The organism is Xanthobacter wiegelii, from assembly GCF_043193855.2.
GTDB classification, from domain to species: Bacteria; Pseudomonadota; Alphaproteobacteria; order Rhizobiales; family Xanthobacteraceae; genus Xanthobacter; species Xanthobacter flavus_A.
The window spans coordinates 2589287-2616284 of sequence record NZ_CM195529.1; the positions used below are offsets into that span (position 1 = coordinate 2589287).

Genomic DNA, 26998 nt, shown 5'->3' on the forward strand with positions numbered 1-26998 from the left:
GCTCGCCATGGCCTCGATCCCCACCCTCAGGAGCCGCCGGCGCACGCTGGCGGCGGACTATGAGAAGGCCACGCGGCGGCACGCCCGCTGCGCGGCCCTGTCCCGCACCCTCGTGCAGACGACCTGTGACCTGCTGCGCGCCGAGATCCGCGCCGAACGGCAGGCCAAGGCGTCCGTCGACGATCTCTTCTCCCGCATCGGGGCCGCCACATGAATCTCACGCTGGAGCGCGACGCCTTCCTTGCCGCCTTGGAGCGACTCTCCAAGGTGGTGGAGAAGCGCACCACCATCCCCATCCTTGCCAACGTGAAGATGGTGGCGCGCAAGGGCGGCATCGAACTGCGCGGCTCCGATCTCGATATGGAGATCGCTACCACCATTGCCGGCGAGATCGAGGCGCTGGGGGAGACCACCTTTCCCCACGCCATCGCGCGGGACTATGCCCGCAAGCTCCCCGCCGGCGCGAAAGTGGCCCTTAAGCTCACAGGCGACCGGCTGGCCATCTCCAGCGGGCGCAGCCGCGTGAGCGTGCCCGTGCTCCCGGCCGAGGATTTCCCGAACTTTGCCGCCGCCGGTGGCGATTTTCACATGGTGGATATCCCGGCCTCCGACCTGCTCACGCTCCTCGATCGGGTGTCTTTCTGCATCTCCACCGAAGAGACCCGCTATTACCTCAATGGCATCTATCTTCACGTGGTCACGGTCGAGGGCGGCGCCCTGAAGTTGCGCGGCGTCGCGACGGACGGTCACCGGCTCGGCCTGCATGATGTGGCGGTGCCCGAGCTCCCGGCTGCGCTCCCGGGCGTGATCGTGCCCCGCAAGGCTGTCGAGGAGATGGCCCGCCTGCTGAAGCCCCTCGGCGAGGAGAAGGTGTCCGTGACGGTGCGCGCCACGACGCTGGTGCTTGTCGCCGGCGTGACCACCATGTCCACCAAGCTGGTGGACGGAACCTTTCCGGATTACGAACGCGTGGTGCCGCGCGGCAATCCCCACATGGCGCGCCTCGCCGCCGACGAACTGGCCTCCGCCGTCGATCGCGTGGCCGCCGTCTGCAGCGACAAGTCCCGCGCCGTCCGCTTCCACCTCGAGGACGGCAAGCTCACGCTGTCGGTGAAGAACCCGGACGCGGGCGATGCCTCCGACGAGCTGGAGGCCGAATACGCCGCCGCGCCGCTCACCATCGGCTTCAACGGCCGCTATGTGCTCGACATGCTCGGCGCCCAGCCAGGCAAGGCGGTGGCCATGGCCTTCGCCGATCCCGGCTCCCCCTGTCTCATCACCCCGGAGGGGGCCTCCGGCTCCCTCTTCGTCATCATGCCGATGAGGGTCTAGCCATGGAACTTGAGCGCGCAACGGAGATCGTGAGGGCAATCAACGCCCGCGCCATGGTTACGGCCGGGCTGGATGTGGCCTTGGGCAACCTCAAGGACATCTCGCTCGCGGAGATGCTCGAAGCAAAAGCGGCCGTCATGGCCGCCAACGTGGCGGCGGCGGCCCATCAGAAAGAGCATGGCGGCTCATATTCCGTGTACATGGTCCCCGATGACCGCCTGATCGCCGCCGTGTACGTGCTTGGTCATTTCGCGCCAAGCCGCGATCCGATCCTCTGCCTCCCATTTCCGTCATTCAATGGCACGCACGTGGCCGTCGCCTGCGTCGCCGTGACCCCCGAGCCCGAAGCGGGCGAAGACGAGGAGGACTAGCCCATGGCTGGCGTCAACAAGGTCATTCTCGTGGGCTATCTCGGCCGCGACCCGGAGATTTCCACCCTGCGCGAGGGCTCCCGCGTGGCGACCCTCAGTGTTGCCACCTCGGAAGGCTGGCGCGACAAGGCCACGGGCGAGCGGCGCGAGCGCACCGAGTGGCACCGTGTCATCGTCTACAACACCAATCTCGTCGATGCGGCCGAGCGCTTCTGCAAGAAGGGCTCGCACGTCTATGTCGAGGGGCAGCTCGGCACCCGGAAGTACACGAACAAGAACAACGTCGAGGTGACCGTCACCGAGATCCTGCTGCGACCCTACCGCGGCGAGCTGACGATCCTCGATCGCGCCGAGCGCGCGCCGGCGCCGGACCCCGACGACTACGGCACCACCCGCACCCGCGACACCGCCTCTCCGCCGCCCGGCGGGGTGGATGACGAAATTCCGTTCTGAGGTGGCGCGATGGGCGAAATAACTGCCATCTCTTGGTGCGATCACACGTGGAACCCTTGGATTGGCTGCACGAAGGTCAGCCCGGCGTGTGACGGCTGTTACGCCGAAGCGCTCATGGACAAGCGCTATGGCCGCGTGCAGTGGGGCGCACCGGGGCGCGGTACCGGAACCCGCGTCCGGACTTCGGCCTCGCTCTGGAATGATCCGCTGCGCTGGAACCGGACGGCTGAAGCTGCAGGCACGCGCCCGTTCGTGTTTTGCGCCTCGCTGGCGGACATCTTCGACAACGCGGTGTCGACGGACTGGCGGCGCGACGCCTTCGACGTAATGCGCCGGACGCCACGATTGGTCTACCTGCTGCTCAGTAAGCGCCCGCAGAACATGGTGAAGCTCGGCGAGGAGGCCGGCGGCCTTCCCCCGAACTGCGCGCTGGGCACCACGGTCGAAGATCAGGAGCGCGCCAATCGCAACGTGCCCGCGCTGGTCGCGGCGGCAGAAATCCTGAAGCCGGCCTTGACGTTTCTGTCGTGCGAACCGCTGCTCGGCCCGGTCAACCTCTACCCGTGGATTGGTGATCTGGATTGGGTCATCACCGGGGGCGAGACCGATCAAGGTGGCCACCAGGCGCGCCCATCGCATCCGCAGTGGTTTCGGGACATCCGCGATCTGTGCGCAACGGCCGGCTGCTACTTCCACCATAAGCAGAACGGCGAATGGAGTCCCGTCGAGATCGTGGAGGAAGAGGACGGTAGGCTTGGCCCTGCGTATCCGATGGCTGGGTTTTCGGCCGCCAGTGCGCATCGGGACCAAGAGTGCCGGTTTTGGCAGGAGGGCGAGTGGGTGCATTGGCCCTTCGTCGAATCCGCCCCAGCAGTCGGCGCTCGCAAGATTGGAAAGGCTGCGTCCGGCCGCCTTCTTGACGGTGCGCTGCATGATGCCCGCCCGGGGGTTCCGCGATGAACCCCGCTCGAATCCAGCGCCAGCGGCGCGCCGGCTGGCGCATGCCGGAGGGCGCCGTGGTGGTGAGCCGCCCCACGGTGTGGGGCAACCCGTTCCCGGCGTCGCCCGGCGGCAACGGACACGCAACGCATCTCTACCGCCGCTGGCTCGCGGGTCATCCCCCCGGCGACGACGCCAGACGCGCGGAAATCCTGCGCCGCCTGCCAGAACTGAAGGGAAAGCCCCTCGCGTGCTGGTGCGCCCTTGAAGATCCCTGCCACGCCGATGTGCTGATCGAGCTGGCGAACGCGACCGAGGAGCCTCGCTGATGGACATCGCCCACATTCCCGGCGCCACCCGCACGATCGGCGAAGGGCAGGGCTATCTCGGCCTGCCGCTGCGCGATGAACCGGTGCATTGCACCGTCAACGGCCCCGCCACGCCCAGCATGGTCACGGCATGGCTACCCACGCCCGACGAGGTGGCCGCCCTCATGGCCGGCGCCGCCGTTCACGTCCGCATCCTCGGCACCGCGCACCCGCCGATCATGCTCGGCGTGGGGCCGGCTGGGGAAGGGGAGAGCGCCCACCCCGCCCCAGCGCTGCCGGCGGAGGCGTATACGCGCCTGCTGCTTGAGAAAGCCGTTTGCGCGCTCGAATACTTCGCTGATGCGGTCTTCAACGACAACGGTGACATGACCGTCACAGGCGTGCCCTTCGACCCCGAAAAGCACATCCTCGCTTATCAGGTCCGCCGCCGCATTCTCGCGGCCCTCCCCACCCAGCCGGGGGAGAGCTGAGCGATGCCCCGCCTCCTCACCATGGAAGAGGCCGCCGAGCAGCTCGGCATCGGCATCAAGACCTTGCGTGAGCACGTGCGCCATGGCGAGATGCCGTTCATTTCCATGGGGCGCGGGGAAAAGCGCAAGCGTCGGATGTTCGACCCAGCCGACCTTCAGGCCTTCGTCGCCGCACGCAGGGAGCGCGAGCCGTGTCCGTCTATCGAGCCAAAAACGGCCCGCTGTACCACTACGATTTCCAATATCGAGGTGTACGATTTCACGGCTCTACAGGCTGCACGAGCCGCCGAGAAGCAGAGCGCGTCGAAGAACAGAAGCGGGAGGCCGCAAAACAGGCGGTAGAGCAGCGGCAGGGCGGCGCGCCGATGACGCTTTCCCAGGCCACGGCCCGGTTCTGGACGGAAGTCGGCAAGCACTATCGCGGCGGCTACAACGCCACCTTCTTCGCGGCCCTCGGCTGGCTGAATGCCGAGCTTGGCAAGGCCACCCTTCTCACTAGTATCGGCCGGCGCCAGGTCTCCGCCGCCATCGCCCGCCGGCGGGCCGAAGGCGTGAGCAACGCCACAGTGAACCGCACCGTCACCGAGCCCCTGCGCCGCGTGCTCGCCCGCGCGCGCCAGCACTGGGAACAGCCGGTGCAGGATATCCCGTGGCGGGATTTCCTCCTCGCCGAGCCCAAGGAGCGCGTGCGCGAATTGTCGGAGGAGGAGGAGGCGCGTCTCTTCGCGGCGCTGCGGCCGGATTATCACACCGTGGTGCGCTTCGCCCTCATGTCCGGATGCCGGCTCGCCGAGTGCGTCGGCCTCACATGGGAAGATGTGAGTTGGGGCGCGCGCACGCTCACCATTCGCGGCAAGGGCGACAAGCCCGCCACCATCCCGCTCACCGCCGGCCTGCGCGCCCTGCTGTGGCCGCTCCAGGGCGGCCATGCGGAGGCGGTCTTCACCTATGTGGCCGACAGGGCGGACGGCGAGGTGCGGAAGGGGCAGCGCATGCCCATGACCTATGAAGGCCTGAAGACGCAATGGCGCCGGGCCAAGTCTGCCGCCAAGCTCTCCGACTTCCGGTTCCACGACACCCGCCACACCGCCGCCACCCGGCTCCTGCGATCGAGCGGCAATCTCAAGCTGGTGCAGAAGCTCCTCCGCCACGAGGACGTTGCCACCACCACGAAGTACGCCCACGCCCACGACGAGGATCTGCGGCGGGCGATGGAGGAGGTGGAGGCGGCGCAGGCCCCCAAGAAGCGCGCGACACGGAATCCCGGAAAAGTCCCGGAAAAGCCCGGACCAGTCCGCAAGAAGCGGTGACATTTCAATGTGATGTCGGCTGTTCGGCCCCGCGCTCCCAAAGCAGATGCGCTACCAGGCTGCGCTATGCTCCGACATTCCGCCGAACGGCTTCGTTGCTACATTTTCGGGACGGTCGGCGCAAGGGGAGGTGCCCTCCTTGCGAGAACGAATGGTGGACGAATGCGGTGTTCCGTGACGCAAAGTCCCGAAACACTCCCGAAAGCGCGCGGTCTTTGAAATGCCGAAGATGCAGCCCCGTCGCTCCTGCGGCAGCAAGCGAACGACAGCATCGGCTCTGGTGCAAAGCGAATATCGGGTGGAGGTAGAAGTGGCTCCCTGAGCAGGACTCGAACCTGCGACCATTCGATTAACAGTCGAACGCTCTACCAACTGAGCTATCAGGGACCGTGGGTCTCGCGACCGAGGCCGGCGATATAGCAACCACATCGCCGCTTGTGAAGCCGTAAGACGCGCTTTTCCGGGGGAAGTTGCCGCACCGACGCGCAAAGTGGCGCCGGCGCAGGATTTTCAGGCCCTCAACAAATCGCCGTCTGGCCCCAGGTCCACCGCGCCGCCCGCGCTGGAGGAGGCATCAGCCTCGTGCGCGAACTGGGCGAAATAGAATCCATAATAGCGGCCGCGCCGGGCGATCAGCTCGTCGTGGGTCCCGCTCTCCACCACCCGGCCGCCTTCGACCACGCAGATCCGGTCGGCGCGCACCACCGTCTGCAGGCGATGGGCGATGACGATGGTGGTGCGCTCGTGGGCGAGTTCCGCGAGTGCCTTCTGCACCTCCGCCTCCGATTCCGAATCGAGCGCGGCGGTGGCCTCGTCCAGCAGCAGGATGGGCGCGTTCTTCAGGAAGGCGCGGGCGATGGCGATGCGCTGGCGCTGGCCGCCGGAGAGCTGCGCGCCGTGCTCGCCCACGGCGGTGTCATAGCCGCGCTCGAAGCCCATGATGAAGGGATGCGCGTGGGCCGCCTTGGCCGCCGCGACGATCTCCTCTTCCGAGGCACCCGGCCGGCCGAAGCCAATGTTTTCGCGGATGGTACCCGAGAACAGGTAGACATCCTGGCTCACCAGGGCCACCGAGGCGCGCACGGAGGTCCGCGACACGGTGCGAGTGTCCACGTCGTCGATCAGCACGGCGCCGGACTGCGGATCGTAGAAGCGCTCGATGAGATTGATGATGGTGGTCTTGCCGCCGCCGGACTGGCCGACCAGCGCGGTCGTGCGCCCCGGCTCCGCCAGCAGGTCAAGGCCGCGCAGCACGTTCTCGCCGGGGCGATAGGCGAACACCACGTCCTTGAACTCCACCCGCCCACGGGGGCGGGGGAGGGCGGTCACGCCAGGGGCGTCGGAATCGGGGGCGGGCGCGTCGAGCAGGTCGAACAGCATGCGCGCGCCCATCACATGGCTCACCAGCTCCACATGGAGGCGCGACAGGCGCTTGGCCGGCTCGTAGGCCAGCAGCAAAGCCGTGAGCACCGAGAAGAACTGGCCCGGCGAGCGGCCGAGCTCGATGACGTTGTAGCCCGCGTAGAGGATGACGCCGCCGATGGCGAGGCCGCCCAGCGTCTCCATCAGGGGGCTGGATTTCGCCTGGGTGCGCACAAGGCGGTTTGCGTTGATCTCCACGTCGTCGATGAACTTGTGGGTGCGATCCCGCATCACGGGTTCCAGCGTGTAGGCCTTCACCGTGCGGATGCCCTGGAACACCTCCATGACGATGGACGACAGCTTCACGCCGGAGGTGAAGCCGGTGGTGAAGATGGTCTTGGCCTTCTTGATGAGCTTGCGCGTGCCGAGCACGGCCGCCGGCATCACCACGAGGGCGATGACCGCCAGGAAGGGATCCTGAACGAAGGCCACCGCGGCCAGCATGATCAGCGAGAGGAAATCGCGGCCGATGCTGGTGACGATGAGGTCCAGCGCGCCGCGTGCGCCGGCGGCGCCGGCAGTGAAGCGGGTGGTGATCTCCGCCGTGTGGCGGTGGCCGAAATAGGCGGCATCCTGCAGCAGCAGCCGGTCGAAGGCGCGCTTCTGGTTGTCCGCCACCACCCGGTTGCCGATGCGGGCCATGGTGATGCTCTGCCCGTAGGCCGAGGCGCCCTTGATGATGGACAGCGCCATGACGATGCCCGACACCGCCCACACCGCCGCCGGGGTGGGGTGGACGAAGATGGCGTTCACCGCGTCGTTCATCAGATAGGCGAGGCCTGCCGTGCAGGCGGCCATCGCGCCCATGAAGACGAAGGCCAGCACATAGCCTTTCCAGTGCTTGCGACCGTCGGACAGGAGAAGGCGCCGCAGGACGGCATTCGTCTCGTCCGACGAGGGCGGAGGCCCGAGGCGCTGCTGGGCGGCTTTCGCGTTCATGTACATCTCCGGCGGCGTCCGGGGGCGGGACCGCTTCGGTGGCTCCATGAACTGCCAGCGGGAGGCTAAGTCAACTTGCCGGGCGCCAGCCATGCCGCAGCGCAGCGCCGCAGCTCGGGCGGGTGCCGGAGCGTGTGCGCTTCTATGGAGAGAGATATCGGGGAGCTGGAGGCCACGGAGGGAATCGAACCCCCGTACACGGATTTGCAGTCCGCTGCGTCACCACTCCGCCACGTGGCCTCACGAGCGCGTGTTCTTAAGGCGTTCGCCCAGACCGCGCAAGCGCCGGTTGGGATTGTCCCCCGTCTTGGTGGTTCGCCGGCATCAGCGCAGGGTGTGGCGCAGCAGGCGGCGCGACAGACTGGGCAGCCGGCCGGCGAGAGTCGCGTTGATCAGTGGCCCCAGCAGCTTCATCCGCGTCTGAACGCTGCTCTTCATATAGGGCGCCACGGTCTTCAGATCCGCCCACGCGCGCTCGACGCGGGACCAGTCGCCGGCCCTTGAGGCTTCGACGAATTCGTTGCGCAGGATCTTCGCGAAGCGGGGGGCGATCACATCGCGCCGCCAGTTCAGCCCGAGGCGGGGTTCGTCCGGATGCGCCTCGATGAGCTTGGCGAAATAGATCATCCGCGATTTCGCCATGCGGGCGCTGAACGAGGTCGATTGGGGGTAGATGCGCCACATGGTGACGGCCGTGTCGAGAAAGCGGCTCCTCACCCCCATGGAATAAAACCGGACGAACAGGTCGTCATCCTCATAGCCCGACAGGCGCTCGTCGAAGAGGCCGGCGTCCAGCATGGCCTGCCGTTCCACCAGCGAGGCGCCGGGCAGGATGAACATGTCATGCTCCAGGCACTGCTGCAGCGAGCGCTTGGGATGCGATGTCGGCACCTGATCCAGGCAGCATTCGGCAATGAGCCGGCCGCCGCGGTCGATCTGGTCGAGATTGCCGTAGACGAGGCCGAGCCGGCGGATGTCGCCGTCCAGGAAAGGCCGCTGCAACAGGGCGAGGTGATTCTCGTACCAGAGATCGTCCTGATCCAGCAGCGCGATATGGGAGCAGGCCGTCTCGCGGATCGCCAGATTGCGGGCCGAGGACTGGCCGCCGTTCGGCTTGTTCAGCAGGCGGACGGGATGATGCCGCGCAATCTCTTCAACGATCCCGGGGCCCTCATCGGTGGAGCCGTCATTGACGACGATCACCTCATCCGGCGGGCGGGTCTGGTTGAGAACGCTTCGGAGCGCATCGGCGATGAAGGGCGCGCCATTATAAAGTGGGATGACCGCGGCAATCGATATGGACAAACGCCGACATTCCTTCCAGCGCCCGATTTTCCCGGGCATCGCCCCTGCACATCCTATTACCCAAGGGAATCGTGACCGTCAAAAACGCTATTCAAATGGGCCGGATACGCGTGGCGTCATCGCCATTGTGAATGGCGATGGAGATGCGGAAGCTGTGGGCCATCCGCTCGGCATGGGCGATGGCCTGCTGTGCGGCGGCGGGCGGCAGGACCTCGAGGGCGGTCGGCCGGAACAGGGCGAGCCAGCGCGCGAACTGCGCCTCGCCCGCATCGCTGCCGAGCGCGAGGTGCGGGGGCAGGGGACGGCCCTCGTACCGGCCGGACTTCAGCAGCACCGAGGACCAGAAGTCGCACATCCTGGCGAGATGGACGGGCCAGGCATCCTCGGCGATGCGGCCGCCGAAGATGGGTCCGAGCACTGCGTCCTTCTGCACGCGCGCATAGAAGGTGTGAACCAGGCGGCGGACCCCGGCCTCGTCAAGACCTTCAGGGTGGGCTCCCTGCGATGTCGGGGAAGGGGTGTCAGGTGCCATCATTGCATTGTGCTTCCTGGCTGCCCTGTGGGCGCCATTGCGGTGGCCTCCGGCAAGGGTCAGCCCATGAAGGAAAGTCCACGCCGCGGGTCGGTGGGGACACTCCCGCCGCAACGCGTCCGGAACCATGCGACTTGCGGCCACATGAACGCGCCGGCCCGCGCGCCGTTGCCCATCGGCGCCTTGCAAAAGGGGCGGCAATATGGCTCTTGAGCCCGACGGCACGGGACACGCCTCCGCTGAGCGCCCCGGGCCAAGGGGATGGCCGGAGACGGGAAAATGATCGATTACGTCGAGCTGCGCCGCGGCATGGTGGATAGCCAGGTGCGCACCAACAACGTCACCGACCCGGGCATCGTCGGTGCGATGCTCGAAATCCCCCGCGAGCTTTTCGTCCCCGCCCAGCTCAAGTCGCTCGCTTATATCGACGACGACCTCGCCCTCACCAGCGGCAGCCCCCCGCGCTACCTCATCGAGCCGATGATCCTCGCGCGCCTCATCCAGCAGGCGGACGTGCAGGAGCACGACCACGTGCTCGATATCGGCGGCGGCACCGGCTATTCGGCGGCCGTGCTCTCGCGCCTTGCCCAGCAGGTGGTGGCCGTCGAGGAGGACGCCGGCCTCGCCGCGACGGCCACGACGACCCTCGCCGACATCGGCGTCGCCAATGTCGCGGTCATGCAGGGACCGCTGAACGCCGGATGGAAGGCGGAAGCCCCCTACGACCTGATCCTCCTCAACGGATCGGTGGACGAGGTTCCGGCCGCTCTGTTCGACCAGATGAAGGAGGGCGGCCGCCTCGTCGCCGTGGTCGGTCACGGCGGTGCCGGAAAGGCCTGTGTGTTTACCAAGGTGGCAGGTTCCGTGAGCGAGCGGGTCGCCTTCAACGCGGCCGTTCCGCCGCTCCCCGGCTTCAAAGCCGCGCCGCGCTTCACTTTCTGAGCACTGTGGCGCGTTTGCAGCGGTAGGCTGAAAACGCCGCCGGGATCGAACCGATCGGTTTCGGATCGGGATCAGGATCGATATCTTACCGAAAAGTTACCGCGCGGCAGAGTCGGTGCGGCGAGTCTGCATGGCCGTGTCGGATCGGGAGATTGGGATGTCGGTTGCAAAGCGCATTCGCCTCAGCGGTGTTGCATGTTTGGCGGGCGTTGGTGTCTTTGCTTTGGCCATGGGTGGTGCGTCGGCCCAGTCGCTGGATCAGGCGCTGGCCATGGCCTACACCAACAACCCCACGCTGAACGCCCAGCGCGCCGGCACGCGCGCCACGGACGAGACCGTGCCCCAGGCGCTGTCGGGCTATCGCCCCACCCTGAACGCCACCGCGCAGGCCGGCCCGGAATATGCCAAGCAGCAGGCTTCGGGCGTGAAGACCAACGGCTGGCTCTGGCCCCGGGCGTTCGCGCTCAATGCCGCCTACACGCTGTTCAACGGGTTCGTGACCGCGAACCAGACCCGCAACGCCGAATCGCAGGTGCGCGGTTCGCGGGAGACGCTGCGCAACACCGAGCAGTCGGTGATGCTGAATGGCGTCACGGCCTATATGAACGTCATCCAGGCGATCGCTCTTCTGGACCTGCAGAACCAGAGCCTCGCGGCCTTCCAGCAGGAATTGCGCGCCACGCGCGACCGCTTCAACGTGGGTGAGGTGACCCGCACCGACGTGGCCCAGGCCGAGGCCCGGGTGGCGGACGCCCAGTATCAGGTGAGCCAGGCGGTGGCGAACCTCTCCACGGCGAAGGCGAACTACCGGCAGGTCATCGGAGTGGAGCCGGGCAAGCTCACGACTCCGCGCCCCATCGAGGGCACGCTGCCGCCCTCCGTGGACAAGGTGATCGCCACCGGCCTCAGCAATCATCCGGCCGTGAAGGCTTCGGAATTTGCCGTGGATGCGGCCATGTTCCAGGTGAAGGTCGCCGAGGGTGGCCTGATGCCGAACCTCTCGCTGCAGGGTCAGCTCTCGCAGTCCTACGACCAGAACTTCTCTGTGGATTCCCAGAGCGGGGCGGCGGTGACGCTCAATCTCTCGGTGCCGATCTACCAGGGTGGCGTCGAATACGCGAACATCCGCCAGGCGAAGGAACTGCTGACGCAGGCGCGCATCGAGGTGGATGTGAACCGCGACACCATCCGTGCGCAGGCGGTTCAGTATTGGGGCGCGCTCCAGGCCGCGAAGGCCCAGATCCAGGCGGCGCAGGCCTCCGTGGCCGCCAACACGCTGGCGCTGGAAGGCGTTCGCGAGGAATGGCGCGTGGGCCAGCGCACCACGACGGACGTCCTGAACGCGCAGCGTGACCTGACCAACTCGCAATCGTCCCTCGTCGTCGCCCAGCGCGACCGGGTGGTCGCCGCTTATGCGCTGGTCTCGACCGTCGGCCGGCTCGACGCCCTCTCGCTCGGCCTGAAGGTGAATTATTACGACCCGCGCGTGCACTACAATCAGGTGCGCGACAGCTGGGCCGGTGTCCGCACACCGGACGGTAAATAATACCGGTAGCCGCCCCACGTCTGTTCTTGCTGCCAACTGGGGCGGTGCCATACTCCTCTGATAGATAGTGATTCTCGCCGTCGGCATCGGCTGCGAGGCCATCCGCTCACGGATCGCCTCGCTCGGCCATGTTCGTCGGCCCGTCTTCGACCGGGGTCGGGACATGGCTGCAAGCCCCAAGGCGCAGGAACCGTCGATGGAAGAGATTCTGGCTTCCATCCGCCGCATCATGGCGGATGACGAGCAGCCGGCGCAGCATGCCGAGCCGCCCCACCGCCGCAGCGAGCCGCCGCACCCGGGCGAGACGCGGACCCGGCGTCCACCTGAGCCTCGCGTGGTTGCCCAGCGGCAGGCGCCGCTTGAGCCTCCGCCGGTCCCGCGCCGTTCCGTCCCTCCGCACGATGCGGCCCCTGCCGCGCCGGCAGGCTATGCGGCGCAGCAGAGGCCGGCCCCCAGTCCAGCCCCCACCGGCCGTGGAAATGGGGAACGTCTGCCTTCGGCCGCGGCCGAGAGAGCGCAGCGTGCGTGGCTGGACGAGCAGGACGAAGCGGTTTTCGCCGAAGCGGCTGATGCGTTGCGGCAAGTTCAGCGCGAGCATCAAGTTCAGCGCGAGCATCACGCCGAGGCGCCCCGTCCCGCGCGGCCGATGGCCCAGCAACCCTATCCCCATCACCCAGCCGAGGCGGCGGACGAGCGCCACGCCGCCCCCACCGCAGCTCCCGCGGCCCAGCCGCGCGCGATGCGTCCCCAGCCGGCCGCTGCCGCCTTCGAGGATCGTGCGGGCCAGCCCGCGAACGAGCCTGCCGGGGAGGCCGTGCGCCGTCGCGATCTGCTCTCGGCCAATGCGGATGCCGCCGTGATGGCCGCCTTCCGCAATCTCGGCGATGTGCTGCTGCCGCAGAAGGAGCGGACGGTGGAGGATCTGGTGAAGGAGATCCTGCGCCCCATGCTCAAGGACTGGCTGGACGCCAACCTCCCGACCATCGTCGAGGATCTGGTGCGCGCCGAGATCGAGCGCGTCGCCCGCCGCCAGCGCTAGAACACGGCGATCTGATTGCGTCGCAGTCAGATCGGTTACCGCGCTCTCGTTCTTAGGTTGAGAGGGCGATTCACCGTTCAAGTCGTTTCCAGCTTGATCGGATCGCTCTAGACCTGCGGGTCCGCCACTCACCTCTCTTTCCATTCCCGTGCGGGCGGTGTGTTGACGCCGGACCGCGCGTCCGGCTTAAACGCCCGCTGACCCGTTCCGACCACAGCGGACGCGGAGCCGGCCCGGCGCGCTGCGCCGGCGGCGGCCGAGCGGCACCGCGGAGTCCCGTTCATGCTGGAAAAAGTCTTCGATCCCGCCGCCGTTGAAGAGCGCATCGCCGATCGCTGGGAGAACGCCGGCGCATTTCGCTGCGGCCGCCCCGAGCGCAAGGATGCCGAAGGCTTCTCCATCGTCATCCCGCCGCCCAACGTCACCGGCTCCCTGCACATGGGCCATGCGCTCAACAACACGCTGCAGGACGTGCTGGCGCGGTTCGAGCGCATGCGCGGCAAGGACGTGCTCTGGCAACCAGGTACAGACCATGCCGGCATCGCCACCCAGATGGTGGTGGAGCGCCAGCTCGCCGCCCAGAAGCTGCCCGGCCGCCGCGATCTCGGCCGCGAGGCCTTCATCGAGAAGGTGTGGACGTGGAAGGCCGAATCGGGCGGCACCATCGTAAACCAGCTGAAGAAGCTCGGCGCCTCCTGCGACTGGTCGCGCGAGCGCTTCACCATGGACGAGGGGCTCAGCCGCGCGGTCCTCAAGGTGTTCGTGCAGCTCTATCGCGAGGGGCTGATCTACAAGGACAAGCGCCTCGTCAATTGGGACCCCAAGCTCATCACCGCCATCTCGGATCTCGAGGTGCTGCAGGTTGAGGTGAAGGGCAATCTCTGGCACCTGCGCTACCCCATCGAGGGCGAGAAGGACCGCTTCATCGTCGTCGCCACCACCCGGCCCGAAACCATGCTCGGCGACACGGCGGTGGCGGTGCATCCGGACGACGAGCGCTATCGCGACCTTATCGGCAAGAATGTGCTTCTCCCGCTTGTGGGCCGGCGCATTCCCATCGTCGCTGATGAGTATTCCGACCCGGAGAAGGGCTCCGGCGCGGTGAAGATCACCCCGGCGCACGACTTCAACGACTTCGAGGTCGGCCGCCGGCACGACCTGCCGATGATCAACGTGCTCGACGCCGAGGCGCGGATCGACCCGCAGGGCATCCAGGACGACTACGCCGAGCGTCCCGAGGCCTATGTGGACCTGCCGGACGCCGCGGGCGTGCTCACGCACCTCGCGGGCATGGACCGCTTCGCCGCGCGCAAGCACATCGTCGAGCTGCTCACCTCGCTGGAGCTGCTGGAGACCATTGAGCCGCACACCCACATGGTGCCGCACGGCGACCGCTCCAACGTGGTCATCGAGCCGTGGCTGACCGACCAGTGGTACGTGGACGCCAAGACCCTCGCCCAGCCGGCGCTGGCGGCTGTGCGCGAAGGGCGCACCACCTTCGTGCCAAAGAACTGGGAGAAGACCTATTTCGAGTGGCTGGAGAACATCCAGCCCTGGTGCATCTCGCGCCAGCTGTGGTGGGGCCATCAGATCCCAGCCTGGTACGACCCCTTCGGCAACGTCTTTGTGGCCGAGGACGAGGACCAGGCGTTCGAAGAGGCGCTGGCCCACAATGTCGGCAACGAGAGCCTCTCGCCCGACGAGGCGCAGGCGCTGATCGACGATGCCGACAAGCGCGCCCAATTCCTCACCCGCGACGAGGACGTGCTGGACACGTGGTTCTCGTCCGCCCTCTGGCCGTTCTCCACCATGGGCTGGCCGGACGAGACGGACGAACTGAAGAAGTTCTATCCCACCAGCGTGCTGGTGACGGGCTTCGACATCATCTTCTTCTGGGTGGCCCGGATGATGATGATGGGCCTGCATTTCATGGACGGCGAAGTGCCGTTCAAGGACGTCTACATCCACGCCCTCGTCCGCGACGAGAAGGGCGCCAAGATGTCGAAGTCCAAGGGCAACGTCATCGACCCGCTGGACCTCGTGGAGAAGTACGGCGCGGATGCGTTGCGCTTCACGCTGGCCGCCATGGCCGCGCAGGGGCGCGACATCAAGCTCGCCACCTCCCGCGTCGAGGGCTACCGCAATTTCGCGACCAAGCTGTGGAACGCCGTGCGTTTCGCCCAGATGAACGGCTGCGTGCGGGCCGAGGGCTTCGACCCGGCGAAGGTGGAAGGCACCCTCAACCGCTGGATCATCGGCGAGGCCGCGCGTGCGTCGTCAGAGGTCAGCGAGGCGATCCTCGCCTACCGCTTCAACGAGGCGGCGGGCGCGGTCTACCGCTTCATCTGGAACGTGGTGTGCGACTGGCACCTGGAGCTGGCGAAGCCCGTGCTCTCCGGACCCGATGGCGCGGCCAAGGACGAGACCCGCGCCGCGACCGCCTATGTGCTCGACGTGGCCATGGGCCTGCTGCATCCCTTCATGCCGTTCCTGACCGAGGAATTGTGGTCGGAGACCGGGAAGGAGGGGCCGGCGCGCACCAGCCTTCTGGCGCTGGCGCCGTGGCCGGACCTGTCTGGCCTCGAGGCGCCGGACGCCGAGGCCGAGGTGGGCTGGGTCGTGGACCTCATCACCGAGATCCGCTCCGTGCGGGCGGAGATGAACGTGCCGGCCGGCGCGCAGGTGCCCCTCGTGCTGGTGCAGCCCGGCTCGGAGACAACCGCGCGCGTCGCGGCATGGGACGACGCCATCCGCCGGCTCGCCCGCCTCTCCGACGTCTCGGTGTCGGACCTTGTGCCCGCCAGCTCGGTGCAGATGGTGGTGCGCGGCGAAGTGGTGGCCCTGCCGCTCGCCGGCGTGGTGGACCTCGGTGCCGAACTCGCCCGCCTCAACAAGGAAGAGGGCAAGCTCGATCAGGAAGTCGCCCGCATCGACGCCAAGCTCGGCAACGAGAGCTTCGTCGCCCGCGCGCCCGAGGAGGTGGTGGAGGCGGAGCGCGAGAAGCGCGAGGAATACATCCTGCGCAAGGAAAAGGTCCGCGCGGCCATCAGCCAGCTCTCCGGCGGCGCCTGAGCGCGCGGCGTTCCCCCTCTCACCGGCGATCCAGGGAGGCGCGGGGCAAGTGTTGCCCCCGCGCCTCGGCTTCTGCCGTCGGTCTCGGACATGGTAAAGACTTGTAGTTACCGGCCGCCGTCTTGCAGGGGTCTTGGGCCTGCAAATTGTGACAGAGAAGACACACTCCCGATCCTTTGAACGCGCGCAGTTCCCGTTAGGGCCTTACGCCGCGAACTCGCCACAAAACGACATGAAATCGAAGCTCAACGCGTGGCGGTGAGTGTAGCCCGGGAAGTGTTTCCGGACGCCGCGCCTGGGGTGGGTCCGGATGGACGGTCGTTGCACATGGCGAGAGGATGCCCCGGCGGGCCGCGCCGGGCTGCGCCCGAAAGGTCGCCTCAGAGGTGCCGCCGGTCGGCCTCTCCTCGGCCCCGATATTGCCGCTGCGTCCGGTCATGCTTCGTCGATCATGACTCTGGTTGCGACACACGGGACATCGGGGGGCGGGGCGAGCAGGCCGGCAAAGCGCTTGACGCGCCGGTCCGGCCACATGCGCACGCCCGTCGCCATCGCCAGTCTTCTTCTCGCCGCCGGACTTTCGGCCGGCAGCGCTTATGCCTTCGACGGCACCGCCCAGACCCTCCAGCCCTATGAGATGCAGCCGCTGACGCCGCCGGCGAACGTGCCGCTGGCGCCGCAGGTTCGCCCCGTGGACGAAGCCTTCCGTACCGGCGCGCAGGCGCTGCGGGCCGGCCAGACCGCCAAGGGCATCGACGCCCTCGGCTATGCCGCCGCCCAGGGCCACGCCATGGCCCAATGGAAGCTCGGCCGCATCTACATGGACGGCGACGGCGTGAAGCGCGACGACGCCAAGGCCTTCGAATATTTCCAGAAGATCGCCAGCAGCCACGCCGAGGATTATCCCGGCACCGCGCAGTCGCGTTTCGTGGCCAATGCCTTCGTGGCGCTGGGCTCCTATTACCTCGTCGGTATCCCCTCCGCCGGGGTGAGGCGCGATCCGTCCCGCGCGCGGGACATGTTCTCCTACGCCGCGTCCTATTTCGGCGACGCGGACGGCCAGTACCAGCTCGGCAAGCTCTATCTGGAAGGCGTCGGCGGTCCCCGCGACGCGCGCAACGCCGGCCGCTGGCTGACGCTCGCCTCGCAGAAGGGCCAGTATGAAGCGCAGGCCACCCTCGGCGTGCTGCTTTTCCGTGGCGACGAAGGCGTGCCCCGCCAGCGCGCCCGCGGCCTCATGTGGCTGACGCTGGCCCGCGACGCCGCCGTCCGCCCCGGCGACAAGTGGGTGGTGAACGCCCACGAGCAGGCCTTCGCCGAGGCGACGCCCGACGAGCGCGAGAAGGCGCTCGACTATCTCGAAGTGTGGCTGAAGACGGCGAAGCGCTGATCCGCGCGTTCGCCGTCACCCCTCGTCAGGCCGCTCGCCTTCGTGGCGCGGCACGCCCGATCCCAGATCATCCGCCATGTGCAGCGCCGAGGCGGCCCAGATGTGGTGCGTCGGCGTCACGCGGTCGGGCGCGTCCAGCGTGCCGATGGTGATGTCCACGTCGCTCTCCCGCGCCATGTCGAACACGATGGGGCTGCCGCACGTCCCGCAGAAGCTTCGGGCGACGCCGGGGCTCGATTCGAAGATGGCCGGTGTGCCGGCGGTGAAGGCGAAATCCTCCCGGGCCACGGACACCCAGGGCAGTGCGGCGGAGCCGGAGGCGCGGCGGCATAGGGTGCAGTGGCACCAATAGGCGCTTTTCACCCGCTCCAGCCGGTAGCGCAGGCGGCCGCACAGGCAGCCACCCTCAAGGCGCGTCGCGTCATCCGCCATCGCGGTCATGCCGCGATGGAGAAGTCAGCCCAGACCGGCACATGATCGGACGGCTTCTCCCAGGCGCGCACATGCTTGTCCACGCCGGTGGCGATGAGCCGGTCGGCCGCCTGCGGCGACAGCAGCAGGTGGTCGATGCGGATACCGTTGTCGCGCTGCCAGGCGCCGGCCTGATAGTCCCAGAAGGTGAACAGCCGCCCGGCATCGGAGGTGGCGCGCAGGGCGTCGGTGAAGCCGAGATTGACCAGCGAGCGGAAGGCCTGCCGGGTGCGCGGCAGGAAGAGGGCATCGCCCGTCCAGGCCGCGGGGTCGGCGGCGTCGCGCGGTTCGGGAATCACATTGAAGTCGCCAGCCAGCACCAGCGGCTCCTCCAGCTTCAGCCGTTCGGCGGCAAAGGCGGAGAGGCGCTCCATGAAGCCGAGCTTGTAGGGATACTTCTCGGTGTCTGGCGGGTTGCCGTTGGGGAGGTAAATGCAGGCGACGCGCACCACGCCGCTTTTCACCGAGACCACCGCCTCGATGAAGCGCGCCTGCTCATCGCCGTCGTCGCCGGCGAGGCCGTGGGTCACGTCCTCCAGCGGCAGGCGGGAGAGGAGGGCGACGCCGTTGAAGCCCTTCTGCCCATGGACGGTGACGTTATAGCCCAGCGCCTCGAAGGCCTCCTTCGGGAAGGCTTCCGTCTGGCATTTGATCTCCTGGATGCAGACCACGTCCGGCCGGGTCTCGCCAAGCCAGCGGACCGCATGGTCAAGGCGCTGGCGGATGGAATTCACGTTCCAGGTGGCGATGCGCATGGGATGGGGGCTCCTTCGCGGCGGAGGATACCCCCGCCCGCCGGTGAGGCAATGGGGCGGCGCACCTTCCCTATCGATGCCTGCCAAAGGCTTGCGACCTCGGGCAAAGAGTGGCAGGAACGCCGGATGACTATCACGCGCATGACCATCTCTGGCGGCCGGGCGGCATGACCTTCGCGTCCATCGAATTCCTGTTCTATTTTTTCCCGCTCTTTCTGGTCGCCTATTTCTCCGCGAAGACGATCACGACGCGGAATTACATCTTTCTCGCCTTCTCGCTCGTCTTCTATTCGGCTGGCTATACGCCGCACATCATGATCCTGCTCGCGTCCGTCGCGGCTAATTTCTTTCTCGCGAAGGCCATCGAAGGCCGCGAGGGGGCCGATCGCAAGCGGGTGCTGGTGCTGGGCGTGACGCTGAACCTCCTCCTTTTGGGCGTGTTCAAATACACCGGCTTCCTCGTGGAGAATCTCAACGCCGTCATCGAACCCATGGGCGTGGGGCTGCCGGTGCCGCAGATCTCGCTGCCGCTGGGCATCTCCTTCTATTCCTTCCACGCCATTTCCTACCTCGCGGACATCTACAAGAAGAAGGTCCACGCGAACCGCGATCCGGCGCAGTTCGCCCTCTACATGTGCATGTTCCCGCAGCTCGTGGCCGGCCCCATCGTGCGGTACGCGACGGTGGCGCGGCAGCTCTCGGATCGGCGCGTGACGATCGGGCGGTTCTCGGCGGGCGCGCGGCTGTTCGTCATCGGCCTTGCGTGGAAGGTGCTGATCGCCGACGAGGTGGCGCGGCTGGTGGACGGGGTGTTCGACACCACCACCCATCCCACCTTCGTGGAGGCGTGGCTCGGCCTCTATGCCTACACGGTGCAGATCTATTTCGACTTCGCCGGCTATTCCACCATGGCGGTCGGCCTCGGCGTGATGGTGGGCTTCGTGCTGCCGCGGAACTTCCGGCTGCCCTACACCGCCCATTCCATCACCGATTTCTGGCGCCGCTGGCACATGAGCCTGTCGGCCTTCCTGCGCGATTACCTCTACATCCCGCTGGGCGGAAACCGGGGCGGGGAGATGCGCACCTACATCAACCTCTCCATCGTCTTCCTGCTGTGCGGCCTTTGGCACGGGGCGAGCTGGACGTTCGTGATCTGGGGCGCGCACCATGGCGCTTTCCTCATCATCGAGCGCGCCTTCCTCGGCCGCTGGCTGAAGCGGATGCCGGGGCCGGTGAGCCACCTCTACACGGTGCTGGTGGTGATGATCGGCTGGGTCTGGTTCCGCGCCGACAGCCTGCCGGGCGCCATCGACATGTTCCAAGGCCTCGCCGGCCTGAACGGCTTCAGCCGCGCCTCCATGGCGCTCGGCTTCGGCCTGACGCCGCTGGCCATCATGGCGCTCGTGGCCGGCGGGCTGATCGGCTTCTTCCGCTGGCCGCGCTGGAAGATCGTGTCGGGGGAGGGGGCCATGGCGCGGGTGGCGGATTTCGCGCTGATCGCGGTGCTGATGCTGGCGAGCGTCGCCTGGGTGGGCGGCACCAATGGCACGCCCTTCCTCTATTACCGGTTCTGAGGCGCGCCCGATGACATTGCTCTCCCGGCATCGCCGCTATCTGGGCATCCTGGTCGCCGGCCTGTTCGGCTTCCTGCTGCTGTCGAACCTCATTCCTGACCCGCTGGCGAGCATGCAGTGGCGGGTGAAGGTGGCGCCGGAATGGTCCCTCGATCGCAAGCTGAACCTGTGGTTCCGCAACATCGGCATCTTCATCCAGGACAATTTCGGCTTCCGCGCCACCCTCCCGGTGTTCCGCCGCGAGCTGCGGGCGGAGCTGAACTCGCCGGACAGCAAGCCCTTCTACGCCGGCCGCGACGGACAGTTGTTCTGGGGGCGAGAGCAGACACCCGCCCAATCGGCCGGCGCGCTGGTGCGGGCGGCCAATGTGGAGCGCTTCGTCGACATGATCGGCGAGATGCAGCGCATCCTGGCGCCCGCGGGCACCAGGATCGTCGTCGCATTGCCGCCCAACGCCCAGTCGGTGGAGACCGAGGCGCTGCCGCTATGGAACGATGCGCTCGCCTATCCGACGACGGAATACGACCTCGCTTTGGCCGGGCTGAAGGCGCGGGGCATTACGACCGTGGATCTGCGGCCGGTGCTGAAGGCGAGTCCGGCGCCGCGCTATCTCCTCACCGATACCCACTGGAATGCGCGCTCCAGCGTGCTCGCCTTCAATGCGGTGATGGTCGCCGCCGGTCATCCCGACTGGCAGGTGGACCCGGCGCAGGTCGTCGGCGGACTTGAGCCGGCCGCGCGCGGCGACCTCCTGCGCGCCATGCGCATGCCGCCCGAGGTGAAGGAAGAGGATTTCCGCCTCAACGTGCCGGCCAAGGCATCGCGGCCGCGCCCCGACCCTGTGCTGCGCAGCCTCAACGAGCATATCGCGTTCAAGTCGGTGGTGCGCGACTACACGCCCGAGGGGCTCAGGGTCCTCATCATGGGCGATTCCTTCACCGCCACCTCGTGGCCGCGCCTGTTCGCCAATGCGCCGGTCAAGGAAGTCGCGTGGATGCACGCCTCCGCGCGGGTGACGGGCAATTGCGATTTCAGCTTCGACGACGTGAAGCGCTACGCGCCGGACCTCATCATCTATGCCCGCACCGAGCGCTTTTTCCCCTGCTACGGCGATGACTGGCCGAAGGGCCTGCCGCGCCTGTGGCGCAACGCGGTCCCGCGAAACGTCGCGCCATAGCGAGCCGCAGTCGCGCGCGCGTCAAACCGCGCGACGCGTCGGCCGCCGAATGGTCTGGCTCGCGTGCAATTGCGTCTGATGTCGGGTCAGACGGCGAAGCTGGACCCGCAGCCGCACTTGGCGGTGGCCATGGGGTTCGAAATCTTGAAGGCCGAGCCCATCAGGTCGGCCTTGTAGTCGAGCTGGGAGCCCTTGAAATAGTCGAGCGACATGCGATCGACCACGATCTTGGCTCCTTCCTTCTCGATGACGAGGTCGTCGTCCGACTGTTCCTGCGTCACGTCATACTTGTAGGAAAAGCCGGAGCAGCCGCCGCCTTCCACGCTGATGCGCAGGAAGGTGCCCGCAGGCTCGGGGGAGAGAATCTGGCAGATGCGGCGGGCGGCCGCCTCCGTCACGGTAAAATCCACCTCGGTCACGGGGACTTCGGCGGGAACGGTCGGGGCGAGGGATGTTTCCATGGTATCGACTTTACGAATTGAAGCTGGCAATGGCCTCTAAGGTAAGTCCATCCGCCTCCGATTTAAAGGGCGGGCGGTGCGAAACGGTTTTGTGCAGGGCAACGATGCCTTGCATCGCGCGTTCGGGAAGCGGGGAGGGACAGGCATGGCGGTGAGCGGCGCGACGCCCCGCGTGGCCTGGGCGTGCGAGGCCGAGCATTCCCGCGGCCGCCTCGTTCCCGAGCCCGAGATGCCGCCGCGCAGCCCGTTCCGGCGCGATTGCGACCGCATCATCCATTCCACCGCATTCAGGCGTCTCAAGCAGAAGACGCAGGTCTTCGTCTTCAACGAGGGCGATCATTACCGCACGCGCCTCACCCACACGCTGGAGGTGGTGCAGGTGGCCCGCTCCATCGCCCGCGCGCTGGGGCTGGATGAGGATCTCGCCGAGGCGCTGGCGCTGGCCCACGATCTCGGCCATCCACCCTTCGCCCATGCCGGAGAGCGGGCGCTGGACGCCTGCATGGCGGGGCAGGGGGGCTTCGACCACAACGCCCAGTCGCTGCGCGTCGTCACCCGTATCGAAGGCCGCTACGCCGCCTTCGACGGCCTCAACCTGACGTGGGAGACGCTGGAGGGCATCGCCAAGCACAACGGCCCCCTGACCGACCGCGAGGGCAACGGCATCGGCCGTTATCGCGACGGCCTGCCCCACGCCATCCGCGTGCATTCCGCCCAGCAGGATCTCGAATTGTGGAGCCACGCCTCGGCGGAGGCGCAGGTCGCGGCCATTTCCGACGACATCGCCTATGACGTGCATGACCTCGACGACGGCCTGCGGGCCCGCATGTTCACGCTGGACGACATCGCCGGCCTGCCCCTGGTGGGCGAGGCGCTGGCGAGTGTCCGCGCGCGCTATCCCGGCCTCGACGTGCCGCGGACGGTGAACGAGGTGCTGAGGCTGGTCATCACCCTGCTGATCGAGGACGTGGTGGCGGAAAGCCTGCGCCGGGCGCGGGCCGCCGGCGTCACATCCGCCGCCGACGTGCGGGAGCTCGGCGCGCCCATCGTCGCCTTTTCGGATGCCATGCGGGATAAGGAGAAGGCGCTGAAGGGCTTCCTCTTCCCGCGCATGTACCGCCACGAGCGGGTCAACCGCATCATGGCCGAGGCGCAGGGCGTCATCCGCGACCTGTTCGCCTATTTCATCAACCGCCCCAGGGACCTGCCACCGTCCTGGCAGGATGGTATCGATGCGATGGAGGGCGAACGCCTCGCCCGCCGGGTCTGCGACTACATCGCAGGCATGACCGACCGCTACGCCCTCGACCAGCACGCCCGCTTTTTTGACTCGACCCCGGACTTGCGTTAGGCGCGCCGGCAACCGAACCCGATTGGACCCCATTCCATGAACGTCTACGCGATCTTCGCCGATCACGTCCGCGAAGCCGTCGCCGCCCTTGCCGCCGAGGGCCTCGTCAAAACCGGCCTCGACCTTACCCGTGTGGTGGTGGAGCCGCCGCGCGATGCGAGCCACGGCGATCTCGCCACGAACGCGGCCATGGTGTTGTCCAAGGACGCCGGCATGAAGCCGCGCGATCTGGCTGAGATGATCGCGGGCAAGCTGAAGGCGGTGCCGGGCGTGGCGCGGGTGGACGTGGCCGGGCCCGGCTTCATCAACATCGCCCTCGATCCCGCCTTCTGGCCCAAGGTGCTCGCCGCCGTGCTGACGGCCGGCCTCGATTTCGGCCGCTCCACACTGGGGGCGGGCGAGAAGGTGAATGTGGAATACGTCTCCGCCAACCCCACCGGCCCCATGCACGTGGGCCATTGCCGGGGCGCGGTATTCGGTGACGCCATGGCGCGCCTGCTGGCGTTCGCCGGCTTTGCCGTCACCAAGGAATATTACATCAACGACGCCGGCGCCCAGGTGGACGTGCTCGGCCGCTCCGCCTTCCTGCGTTACCGGGAGGCAGTGACCGGTGAGACGGCGGACATTCCGGACGGACTCTATCCCGGCGACTACCTCATCGCCGTCGGCCAGCAGCTCGCCGAGATGCACGGCGGCGAATACATGGCCGCGCCGGAGAGCGAGTGGTTGCCTGTATTCCGCTCCTTCGCCATCGGCTGCATGATGGAGATGATACGGGAGGATCTGACCGCGCTCGGCATCGAGTTCGACGTGTTCTTCTCAGAACGCTCGCTGGCCTTCGGCGCCGTGGACAAGGTGGGCGCCACCATCGAGGCGCTGCGCGCGTCCGGCGAGGTCTATGAGGGCCGCCTGCCGCCGCCCAAGGGCGCGCCCATCGAGGATTGGGAGGACCGCGAGCAGACGCTCTTCCGCTCCACCGACTTCGGAGACGACGTGGACCGGCCGCTGAAGAAGTCAGACGGCAGCTACACCTATTTCGCCGGCGACATCGCCTACCACAAGGACAAGGTTGAGCGCGGCTTCCTCAAGATGATCGACGTCTGGGGCGCCGACCATGGCGGCTACGTCAAGCGCATGCAGGCGGCGGTGAAGGCCGTGTCCGGGGGTCGGGCCAGCCTCGACGTGGAGCTGATCCAGCTGGTGCGACTGTTCCGCAATGGCGAGCCGGTGCGGATGTCCAAGCGCGCGGGCTCGTTCGTGACCCTGCGCGAGGTGGTGGACGAGGTGGGCCGCGACGCGGTGCGCTTCATGATGCTGTTCCGCAAGAACGACGCACCGCTGGACTTCGACCTCGGCAAGGTGATCGAGCAATCCCGCGAGAATCCGGTCTTCTACGTGCAGTATGCACACGCCCGGGCTAAATCGATCCTGCGCAACGCGAACGAGCAGTTTCCGGACCTGCCGGCGAATCCCGCCGACTTCGCCGGAGCCGCGCTCTCGCGACTCGACGACGAGGGCGAACTGACGCTGCTGCGCCGCATCGCCTCATGGCCGCGCCTCGTGGAGCAGGCCGCGACGGCGCGAGAGCCGCACCGCGTCTCCTTCTTCCTTCATGAGCTGGCAAGCGAGTTCCATGCCCAGTGGAACCGGGGAAAAGACTTGCCACATTTACGCTTCATTATCGAGAATGATCGAGATTTGACCTCGGCGCGCTTGGCATTGGTGCATGGCGTGGCCACGGTACTCGCTTCCGGTCTCAAGGTGCTCGGAGTGGAGGCCGTTGACGAGATGAAATAATCGCTCGTCCGGTTGCGGTCCGGCGTATGCTGGCCGAGGTGCGGGCGGGGCTTGTTGGCCGGTTTGCGAAGATCCGTTTCGCGAGGATCCGGCCGGGTGGGCGGCGCAACACATCGAGGCGACATGGGCGACGAAAGCAGGTACCGCTACCGGCGTGACGATGCTGCCACGGGAAGCGGCCCCGGCTCCCGGCCGGCGCAGGCCGCCGCCGGTGATCGCGCGGGTGCCGATCGCGCGGGTGGTCGTGATCCCCTCGCCGAGCTGGCTCGGCTCATGGATCACGATCCGTTTGACGATTTCGACGGGCTTCCGCCAGAGACGCCGCAGCGCTCCGCGCCGCCGCAGCAGGGCGCGGCCCAGCCGTTCGATCCGCGCCGTGCGGCCGTCCAGCGCTATATGCCTCCGGCGCCCCCAGCGCCTGCCGCTCCCGCGCAGCGTTTCGCGCCCCCTCAGCCGCCGCGCGCCGTGCTCCAGCCGCCGTCCCGTCCGGCTCCCGAGCCCGAGCCCGAGTATGACGAGGACGACGACGCGGAGGCGTGGAACACCGCGCCCGCGAACACCGTGCCCGCGCGCCAGCCTGCCGCTCCGGTTCGCGCCGGGTCCTCCTACGCGCCGGAGCCCCAGTCCCGCGCGCCGCAGGGCTACAATGCCCCGGGTTACGCGCAGCCCGCTCCGTCCTATGCGCCGCCACCCCGGCCGGCGGCGGATGCACGCACGGCCGATGTGCGGACCGGCTACGGCTCCCTCGCCCGCGACGCTGCAGCCGCCCGCGCCGTGCCGCAGCAGCCGGAGCAGGACTATGACGATTATGACGACGATTACGATGACGACGGCGTAGACGATCCGCGTCAGGCCGATCCCCGTCAGGCCGATCCGCGCGCCCGCGCCGCAGGCTATGGGCAGGGTCAGGCCCCCCAGGCCTATGGCCGGGCCGACGCGCAGGGGTATCGGCAAGAGACGCGGTATCAGGATCCCCGTCAGCAGGATGATCGCCGTGCCACGCCGGGTCAGCCGTCCCGGCAGACGTCGCGTTATGACGATGAGACGGATGAGGCCGGTTATGCCTTTTCCGCCGCCCGTCGGGACGACGACTACGATTACGACGATTATGACGACCGCTACGATCCCGAATATGCGGATGACGGCTACATGCCGCCCCACGGCGAGGATCTGTACGAGCCCGAGCCCCGCCGCCGTCGCGGCCGCACCGCGCTACTTCTGGGCATCTCGGTGCTGGGTCTGGTGGTGGCCGGCGTCGCGGGCGTGTTCGCTTACAACATGGCGGTGGGTCGCTCCGGCCTGATGTCCTCCTCCGGCGGCCCGCCGGTCATCAAGGCCGATTCGGCGCCGGCGAAGACCACGACCCCACCGCAGGCCACGACCGACGCGCAGAAGTCCATCTATGATCGCGTCGGTGGCCCGGTGACGGCCGGAAACGAGAAGATGGTCCCCCGCGAAGAGCAGCCGGTGGACGTGACCTCCGCCGCCCGTGCCCCCGCGGATGCCGGTCCGGCGCCCGCCGCGCAGCCCATGCAGACGACGCAGAACCTCACCGAGCCCAAGCGCGTGCGCACGATGACCGTGCGCGCCGATGGCAGCGTGACACCTGGCGTGCCGACCAGCGCGGTTTCGGCCTATGCGCCGAGCCAGAACCCGATTCCGGTCGGTCTGCCCCAGCCCAATCCCGTCACCACCGTGCCCGCCTCTCCGCCGGCGGACGCGACCGCCAGCACATCCCCGGCGCCCACGGCGGCCGGCACCTATGTGGTGCAGGTGGCCTCGCAGCGTTCGGAGAGCGATGCGCTTGGCTCGTGGAAAGCGCTGCAGGCCAAGTATCCGAACCTGCTCGGCAGCTACAAGGCTACGGTCAAGAAGGCGGATCTCGGCGACAAGGGCGTGTACTACCGCGCCCAGGTCGGCCCCTTCGCCGGCCGCGATCAGGCCAACGAACTTTGCCAGTCCCTGCGCGCGCAGGGCGGCGACTGCGTGGTCACCCGGAACTGAGCGGCCTTCGGGGCCAG

26 protein-coding genes and 2 tRNA genes are annotated in these 26998 nt (G+C 67.6%); 19 read left to right on the plus strand and 9 right to left on the minus strand.

The window, feature by feature from the left end; all coding sequences use genetic code 11:
• Window positions 1–7 precede the first annotated feature (7 nt).
• The 9 genes from V5F63_RS11970 to V5F63_RS12010 are packed head-to-tail and all read left to right on the plus strand — an operon-like array spanning window position 8 to window position 5204.
• Window positions 8–214: a hypothetical protein gene (locus V5F63_RS11970; protein ID WP_394101917.1), complete on the plus strand. Its 207-nt coding sequence runs from the start codon at window positions 8–10 to the stop codon at window positions 212–214.
• A complete protein-coding gene (gene dnaN / locus V5F63_RS11975; protein WP_394101918.1) occupies window positions 211–1332 on the plus strand; it encodes a DNA polymerase III subunit beta in 1122 nt (373 codons plus the stop codon). The genes V5F63_RS11970 and dnaN overlap by 4 nt, the downstream gene beginning before the upstream one ends.
• Window positions 1333–1334: 2 nt before the next feature.
• Window positions 1335–1703: a hypothetical protein gene (locus V5F63_RS11980; RefSeq protein ID WP_394101919.1), complete on the plus strand. Its 369-nt coding sequence runs from the start codon at window positions 1335–1337 to the stop codon at window positions 1701–1703.
• Window positions 1704–1706: 3 nt separating this feature from the next.
• The gene (gene ssb, locus V5F63_RS11985) at window positions 1707–2156 is read left to right on the plus strand and encodes a single-stranded DNA-binding protein (protein WP_394101920.1); all 450 of its coding nucleotides are present in this window, start codon (window positions 1707–1709) and stop codon (window positions 2154–2156) included.
• Between the two features lie 9 nt (window positions 2157–2165).
• Window positions 2166–3116 carry a DUF5131 family protein gene (locus tag V5F63_RS11990; RefSeq protein ID WP_394101921.1) on the plus strand — a complete coding sequence of 317 codons (951 nt, stop codon included), beginning with the start codon at window positions 2166–2168 and terminating at the stop codon, window positions 3114–3116.
• Window positions 3113–3424, plus strand: coding sequence for a DUF4326 domain-containing protein (locus V5F63_RS11995; RefSeq protein ID WP_394101922.1), 312 nt, complete (start codon window positions 3113–3115; stop codon window positions 3422–3424). The genes V5F63_RS11990 and V5F63_RS11995 overlap by 4 nt, the downstream gene beginning before the upstream one ends.
• Window positions 3424–3894 (plus strand): hypothetical protein, encoded by a 471-nt coding sequence (locus V5F63_RS12000; protein WP_394101923.1) that lies wholly within the window; start codon window positions 3424–3426, stop codon window positions 3892–3894. The genes V5F63_RS11995 and V5F63_RS12000 overlap by 1 nt, the downstream gene beginning before the upstream one ends.
• Window positions 3895–3897: 3 nt before the next feature.
• Window positions 3898–4236: a helix-turn-helix domain-containing protein gene (locus V5F63_RS12005; protein ID WP_394101924.1), complete on the plus strand. Its 339-nt coding sequence runs from the start codon at window positions 3898–3900 to the stop codon at window positions 4234–4236.
• A gap of 23 nt (window positions 4237–4259) precedes the next feature.
• Window positions 4260–5204, plus strand: coding sequence for a tyrosine-type recombinase/integrase (locus tag V5F63_RS12010; RefSeq protein ID WP_394101925.1), 945 nt, complete (start codon window positions 4260–4262; stop codon window positions 5202–5204).
• A 311-nt stretch (window positions 5205–5515) separates the two neighbouring features.
• Here the strand turns inward: V5F63_RS12010 and V5F63_RS12015 are convergent.
• From V5F63_RS12015 to V5F63_RS12035, 5 genes are all read right to left on the minus strand, one after another.
• Window positions 5516–5591 (minus strand) — tRNA-Asn (locus tag V5F63_RS12015).
• A gap of 123 nt (window positions 5592–5714) precedes the next feature.
• On the minus strand, window positions 5715–7565 hold the full coding sequence (locus tag V5F63_RS12020; protein ID WP_209489191.1) for an ABC transporter ATP-binding protein: 1851 nt from the start codon (window positions 7563–7565) through the stop codon (window positions 5715–5717).
• 166 nt (window positions 7566–7731) lie between these two features.
• Window positions 7732–7805 (minus strand) — tRNA-Cys (locus V5F63_RS12025).
• Between the two features lie 84 nt (window positions 7806–7889).
• A complete protein-coding gene (locus V5F63_RS12030) occupies window positions 7890–8870 on the minus strand; it encodes a glycosyltransferase family 2 protein (RefSeq protein WP_394029132.1) in 981 nt (326 codons plus the stop codon).
• Window positions 8871–8961: 91 nt separating this feature from the next.
• Window positions 8962–9288, minus strand: a complete 327-nt coding sequence (locus V5F63_RS12035) for a group III truncated hemoglobin (RefSeq protein ID WP_394101926.1) — start codon at window positions 9286–9288, stop codon at window positions 8962–8964.
• Between the two features lie 393 nt (window positions 9289–9681).
• On the opposite strand from V5F63_RS12035, the gene V5F63_RS12040 reads away from it, so the two are divergent.
• Window positions 9682–10344 carry a protein-L-isoaspartate O-methyltransferase family protein gene (locus V5F63_RS12040; RefSeq protein ID WP_209489194.1) on the plus strand — a complete coding sequence of 221 codons (663 nt, stop codon included), beginning with the start codon at window positions 9682–9684 and terminating at the stop codon, window positions 10342–10344.
• Window positions 10345–10501: 157 nt separating this feature from the next.
• Entirely contained in the window at window positions 10502–11890 is a 1389-nt protein-coding gene (locus V5F63_RS12045; RefSeq protein ID WP_209489195.1) for a TolC family outer membrane protein, read from the plus strand.
• A gap of 106 nt (window positions 11891–11996) precedes the next feature.
• Here V5F63_RS12045 and V5F63_RS12050 read toward each other — a convergent pair whose 3' ends face one another.
• Window positions 11997–12506: a hypothetical protein gene (locus tag V5F63_RS12050; protein ID WP_394101927.1), complete on the minus strand. Its 510-nt coding sequence runs from the start codon at window positions 12504–12506 to the stop codon at window positions 11997–11999.
• A 30-nt stretch (window positions 12507–12536) separates the two neighbouring features.
• On the opposite strand from V5F63_RS12050, the gene V5F63_RS12055 reads away from it, so the two are divergent.
• The 3 genes from V5F63_RS12055 to V5F63_RS12065 all read left to right on the plus strand — a co-directional run bounded on the left by V5F63_RS12055 (window position 12537) and on the right by V5F63_RS12065 (window position 17391).
• Window positions 12537–12929, plus strand: coding sequence for a PopZ family protein (locus V5F63_RS12055; protein WP_394101928.1), 393 nt, complete (start codon window positions 12537–12539; stop codon window positions 12927–12929).
• Between the two features lie 282 nt (window positions 12930–13211).
• Window positions 13212–16001 (plus strand): valine--tRNA ligase, encoded by a 2790-nt coding sequence (locus V5F63_RS12060; protein ID WP_394101929.1) that lies wholly within the window; start codon window positions 13212–13214, stop codon window positions 15999–16001.
• A gap of 532 nt (window positions 16002–16533) precedes the next feature.
• Entirely contained in the window at window positions 16534–17391 is an 858-nt protein-coding gene (locus V5F63_RS12065) for a tetratricopeptide repeat protein (protein ID WP_394101930.1), read from the plus strand.
• 15 nt (window positions 17392–17406) lie between these two features.
• Here V5F63_RS12065 and V5F63_RS12070 read toward each other — a convergent pair whose 3' ends face one another.
• Window positions 17407–17832 carry a GFA family protein gene (locus V5F63_RS12070; protein WP_394101931.1) on the minus strand — a complete coding sequence of 142 codons (426 nt, stop codon included), beginning with the start codon at window positions 17830–17832 and terminating at the stop codon, window positions 17407–17409.
• Window positions 17829–18617: an exodeoxyribonuclease III gene (xth, locus tag V5F63_RS12075; protein WP_209489199.1), complete on the minus strand. Its 789-nt coding sequence runs from the start codon at window positions 18615–18617 to the stop codon at window positions 17829–17831. The genes V5F63_RS12070 and xth overlap by 4 nt, the downstream gene beginning before the upstream one ends.
• A gap of 167 nt (window positions 18618–18784) precedes the next feature.
• Between xth and V5F63_RS12080 the strand changes: the two genes are divergently transcribed.
• Both V5F63_RS12080 and V5F63_RS12085 read left to right on the plus strand, forming a co-directional pair.
• Window positions 18785–20191: an MBOAT family O-acyltransferase gene (locus V5F63_RS12080; protein ID WP_209489200.1), complete on the plus strand. Its 1407-nt coding sequence runs from the start codon at window positions 18785–18787 to the stop codon at window positions 20189–20191.
• A gap of 10 nt (window positions 20192–20201) precedes the next feature.
• The gene (locus tag V5F63_RS12085; RefSeq protein WP_394101932.1) at window positions 20202–21368 is read left to right on the plus strand and encodes an alginate O-acetyltransferase AlgX-related protein; all 1167 of its coding nucleotides are present in this window, start codon (window positions 20202–20204) and stop codon (window positions 21366–21368) included.
• Between the two features lie 86 nt (window positions 21369–21454).
• Here the strand turns inward: V5F63_RS12085 and erpA are convergent, their stop codons facing one another.
• On the minus strand, window positions 21455–21829 hold the full coding sequence (gene erpA, locus V5F63_RS12090; protein WP_209489202.1) for an iron-sulfur cluster insertion protein ErpA: 375 nt from the start codon (window positions 21827–21829) through the stop codon (window positions 21455–21457).
• Between the two features lie 145 nt (window positions 21830–21974).
• Between erpA and V5F63_RS12095 the strand changes: the two genes are divergently transcribed.
• The 3 genes from V5F63_RS12095 (at window position 21975) to V5F63_RS12105 (ending at window position 26981) form a co-directional block, all read left to right on the plus strand.
• Window positions 21975–23180 (plus strand): deoxyguanosinetriphosphate triphosphohydrolase, encoded by a 1206-nt coding sequence (locus V5F63_RS12095; protein ID WP_394101933.1) that lies wholly within the window; start codon window positions 21975–21977, stop codon window positions 23178–23180.
• A 36-nt stretch (window positions 23181–23216) separates the two neighbouring features.
• Window positions 23217–24977: an arginine--tRNA ligase gene (gene argS, locus V5F63_RS12100; RefSeq protein ID WP_394101934.1), complete on the plus strand. Its 1761-nt coding sequence runs from the start codon at window positions 23217–23219 to the stop codon at window positions 24975–24977.
• Between the two features lie 123 nt (window positions 24978–25100).
• On the plus strand, window positions 25101–26981 hold the full coding sequence (locus tag V5F63_RS12105; RefSeq protein ID WP_394101935.1) for an SPOR domain-containing protein: 1881 nt from the start codon (window positions 25101–25103) through the stop codon (window positions 26979–26981).
• Window positions 26982–26998 lie beyond the last annotated feature (17 nt).

Bases quoted from the DNA above. Each gene is read 5' to 3' on its own strand.
- V5F63_RS11970 (WP_394101917.1), top strand. From the start codon at position 8: ATGGCCTCGATCCCCACCCTCAGGAGCCGCCGGCGCACGCTGGCGGCG.
- dnaN (WP_394101918.1), top strand. From the start codon at position 211: ATGAATCTCACGCTGGAGCGCGACGCCTTCCTTGCCGCCTTGGAGCGA.
- V5F63_RS11980 (WP_394101919.1), top strand. From the start codon at position 1,335: ATGGAACTTGAGCGCGCAACGGAGATCGTGAGGGCAATCAACGCCCGC.
- ssb (WP_394101920.1), top strand. From the start codon at position 1,707: ATGGCTGGCGTCAACAAGGTCATTCTCGTGGGCTATCTCGGCCGCGAC.
- V5F63_RS11990 (WP_394101921.1), top strand. From the start codon at position 2,166: ATGGGCGAAATAACTGCCATCTCTTGGTGCGATCACACGTGGAACCCT.
- V5F63_RS11995 (WP_394101922.1), top strand. From the start codon at position 3,113: ATGAACCCCGCTCGAATCCAGCGCCAGCGGCGCGCCGGCTGGCGCATG.
- V5F63_RS12000 (WP_394101923.1), top strand. From the start codon at position 3,424: ATGGACATCGCCCACATTCCCGGCGCCACCCGCACGATCGGCGAAGGG.
- V5F63_RS12005 (WP_394101924.1), top strand. From the start codon at position 3,898: ATGCCCCGCCTCCTCACCATGGAAGAGGCCGCCGAGCAGCTCGGCATC.
- V5F63_RS12010 (WP_394101925.1), top strand. From the start codon at position 4,260: ATGACGCTTTCCCAGGCCACGGCCCGGTTCTGGACGGAAGTCGGCAAG.
- V5F63_RS12020 (WP_209489191.1), bottom strand. From the start codon at position 7,565: ATGAACGCGAAAGCCGCCCAGCAGCGCCTCGGGCCTCCGCCCTCGTCG.
- V5F63_RS12040 (WP_209489194.1), top strand. From the start codon at position 9,682: ATGATCGATTACGTCGAGCTGCGCCGCGGCATGGTGGATAGCCAGGTG.
- V5F63_RS12045 (WP_209489195.1), top strand. From the start codon at position 10,502: ATGTCGGTTGCAAAGCGCATTCGCCTCAGCGGTGTTGCATGTTTGGCG.
- V5F63_RS12050 (WP_394101927.1), bottom strand. From the start codon at position 12,506: ATGCTCGCGCTGAACTTGATGCTCGCGCTGAACTTGCCGCAACGCATC.
- V5F63_RS12055 (WP_394101928.1), top strand. From the start codon at position 12,537: ATGGCCCAGCAACCCTATCCCCATCACCCAGCCGAGGCGGCGGACGAG.
- V5F63_RS12060 (WP_394101929.1), top strand. From the start codon at position 13,212: ATGCTGGAAAAAGTCTTCGATCCCGCCGCCGTTGAAGAGCGCATCGCC.
- V5F63_RS12065 (WP_394101930.1), top strand. From the start codon at position 16,534: ATGCGCACGCCCGTCGCCATCGCCAGTCTTCTTCTCGCCGCCGGACTT.
- V5F63_RS12070 (WP_394101931.1), bottom strand. From the start codon at position 17,832: ATGACCGCGATGGCGGATGACGCGACGCGCCTTGAGGGTGGCTGCCTG.
- xth (WP_209489199.1), bottom strand. From the start codon at position 18,617: ATGCGCATCGCCACCTGGAACGTGAATTCCATCCGCCAGCGCCTTGAC.
- V5F63_RS12080 (WP_209489200.1), top strand. From the start codon at position 18,785: ATGACCTTCGCGTCCATCGAATTCCTGTTCTATTTTTTCCCGCTCTTT.
- V5F63_RS12085 (WP_394101932.1), top strand. From the start codon at position 20,202: ATGACATTGCTCTCCCGGCATCGCCGCTATCTGGGCATCCTGGTCGCC.
- erpA (WP_209489202.1), bottom strand. From the start codon at position 21,829: ATGGAAACATCCCTCGCCCCGACCGTTCCCGCCGAAGTCCCCGTGACC.
- V5F63_RS12095 (WP_394101933.1), top strand. From the start codon at position 21,975: ATGGCGGTGAGCGGCGCGACGCCCCGCGTGGCCTGGGCGTGCGAGGCC.
- argS (WP_394101934.1), top strand. From the start codon at position 23,217: ATGAACGTCTACGCGATCTTCGCCGATCACGTCCGCGAAGCCGTCGCC.
- V5F63_RS12105 (WP_394101935.1), top strand. From the start codon at position 25,101: ATGGGCGACGAAAGCAGGTACCGCTACCGGCGTGACGATGCTGCCACG.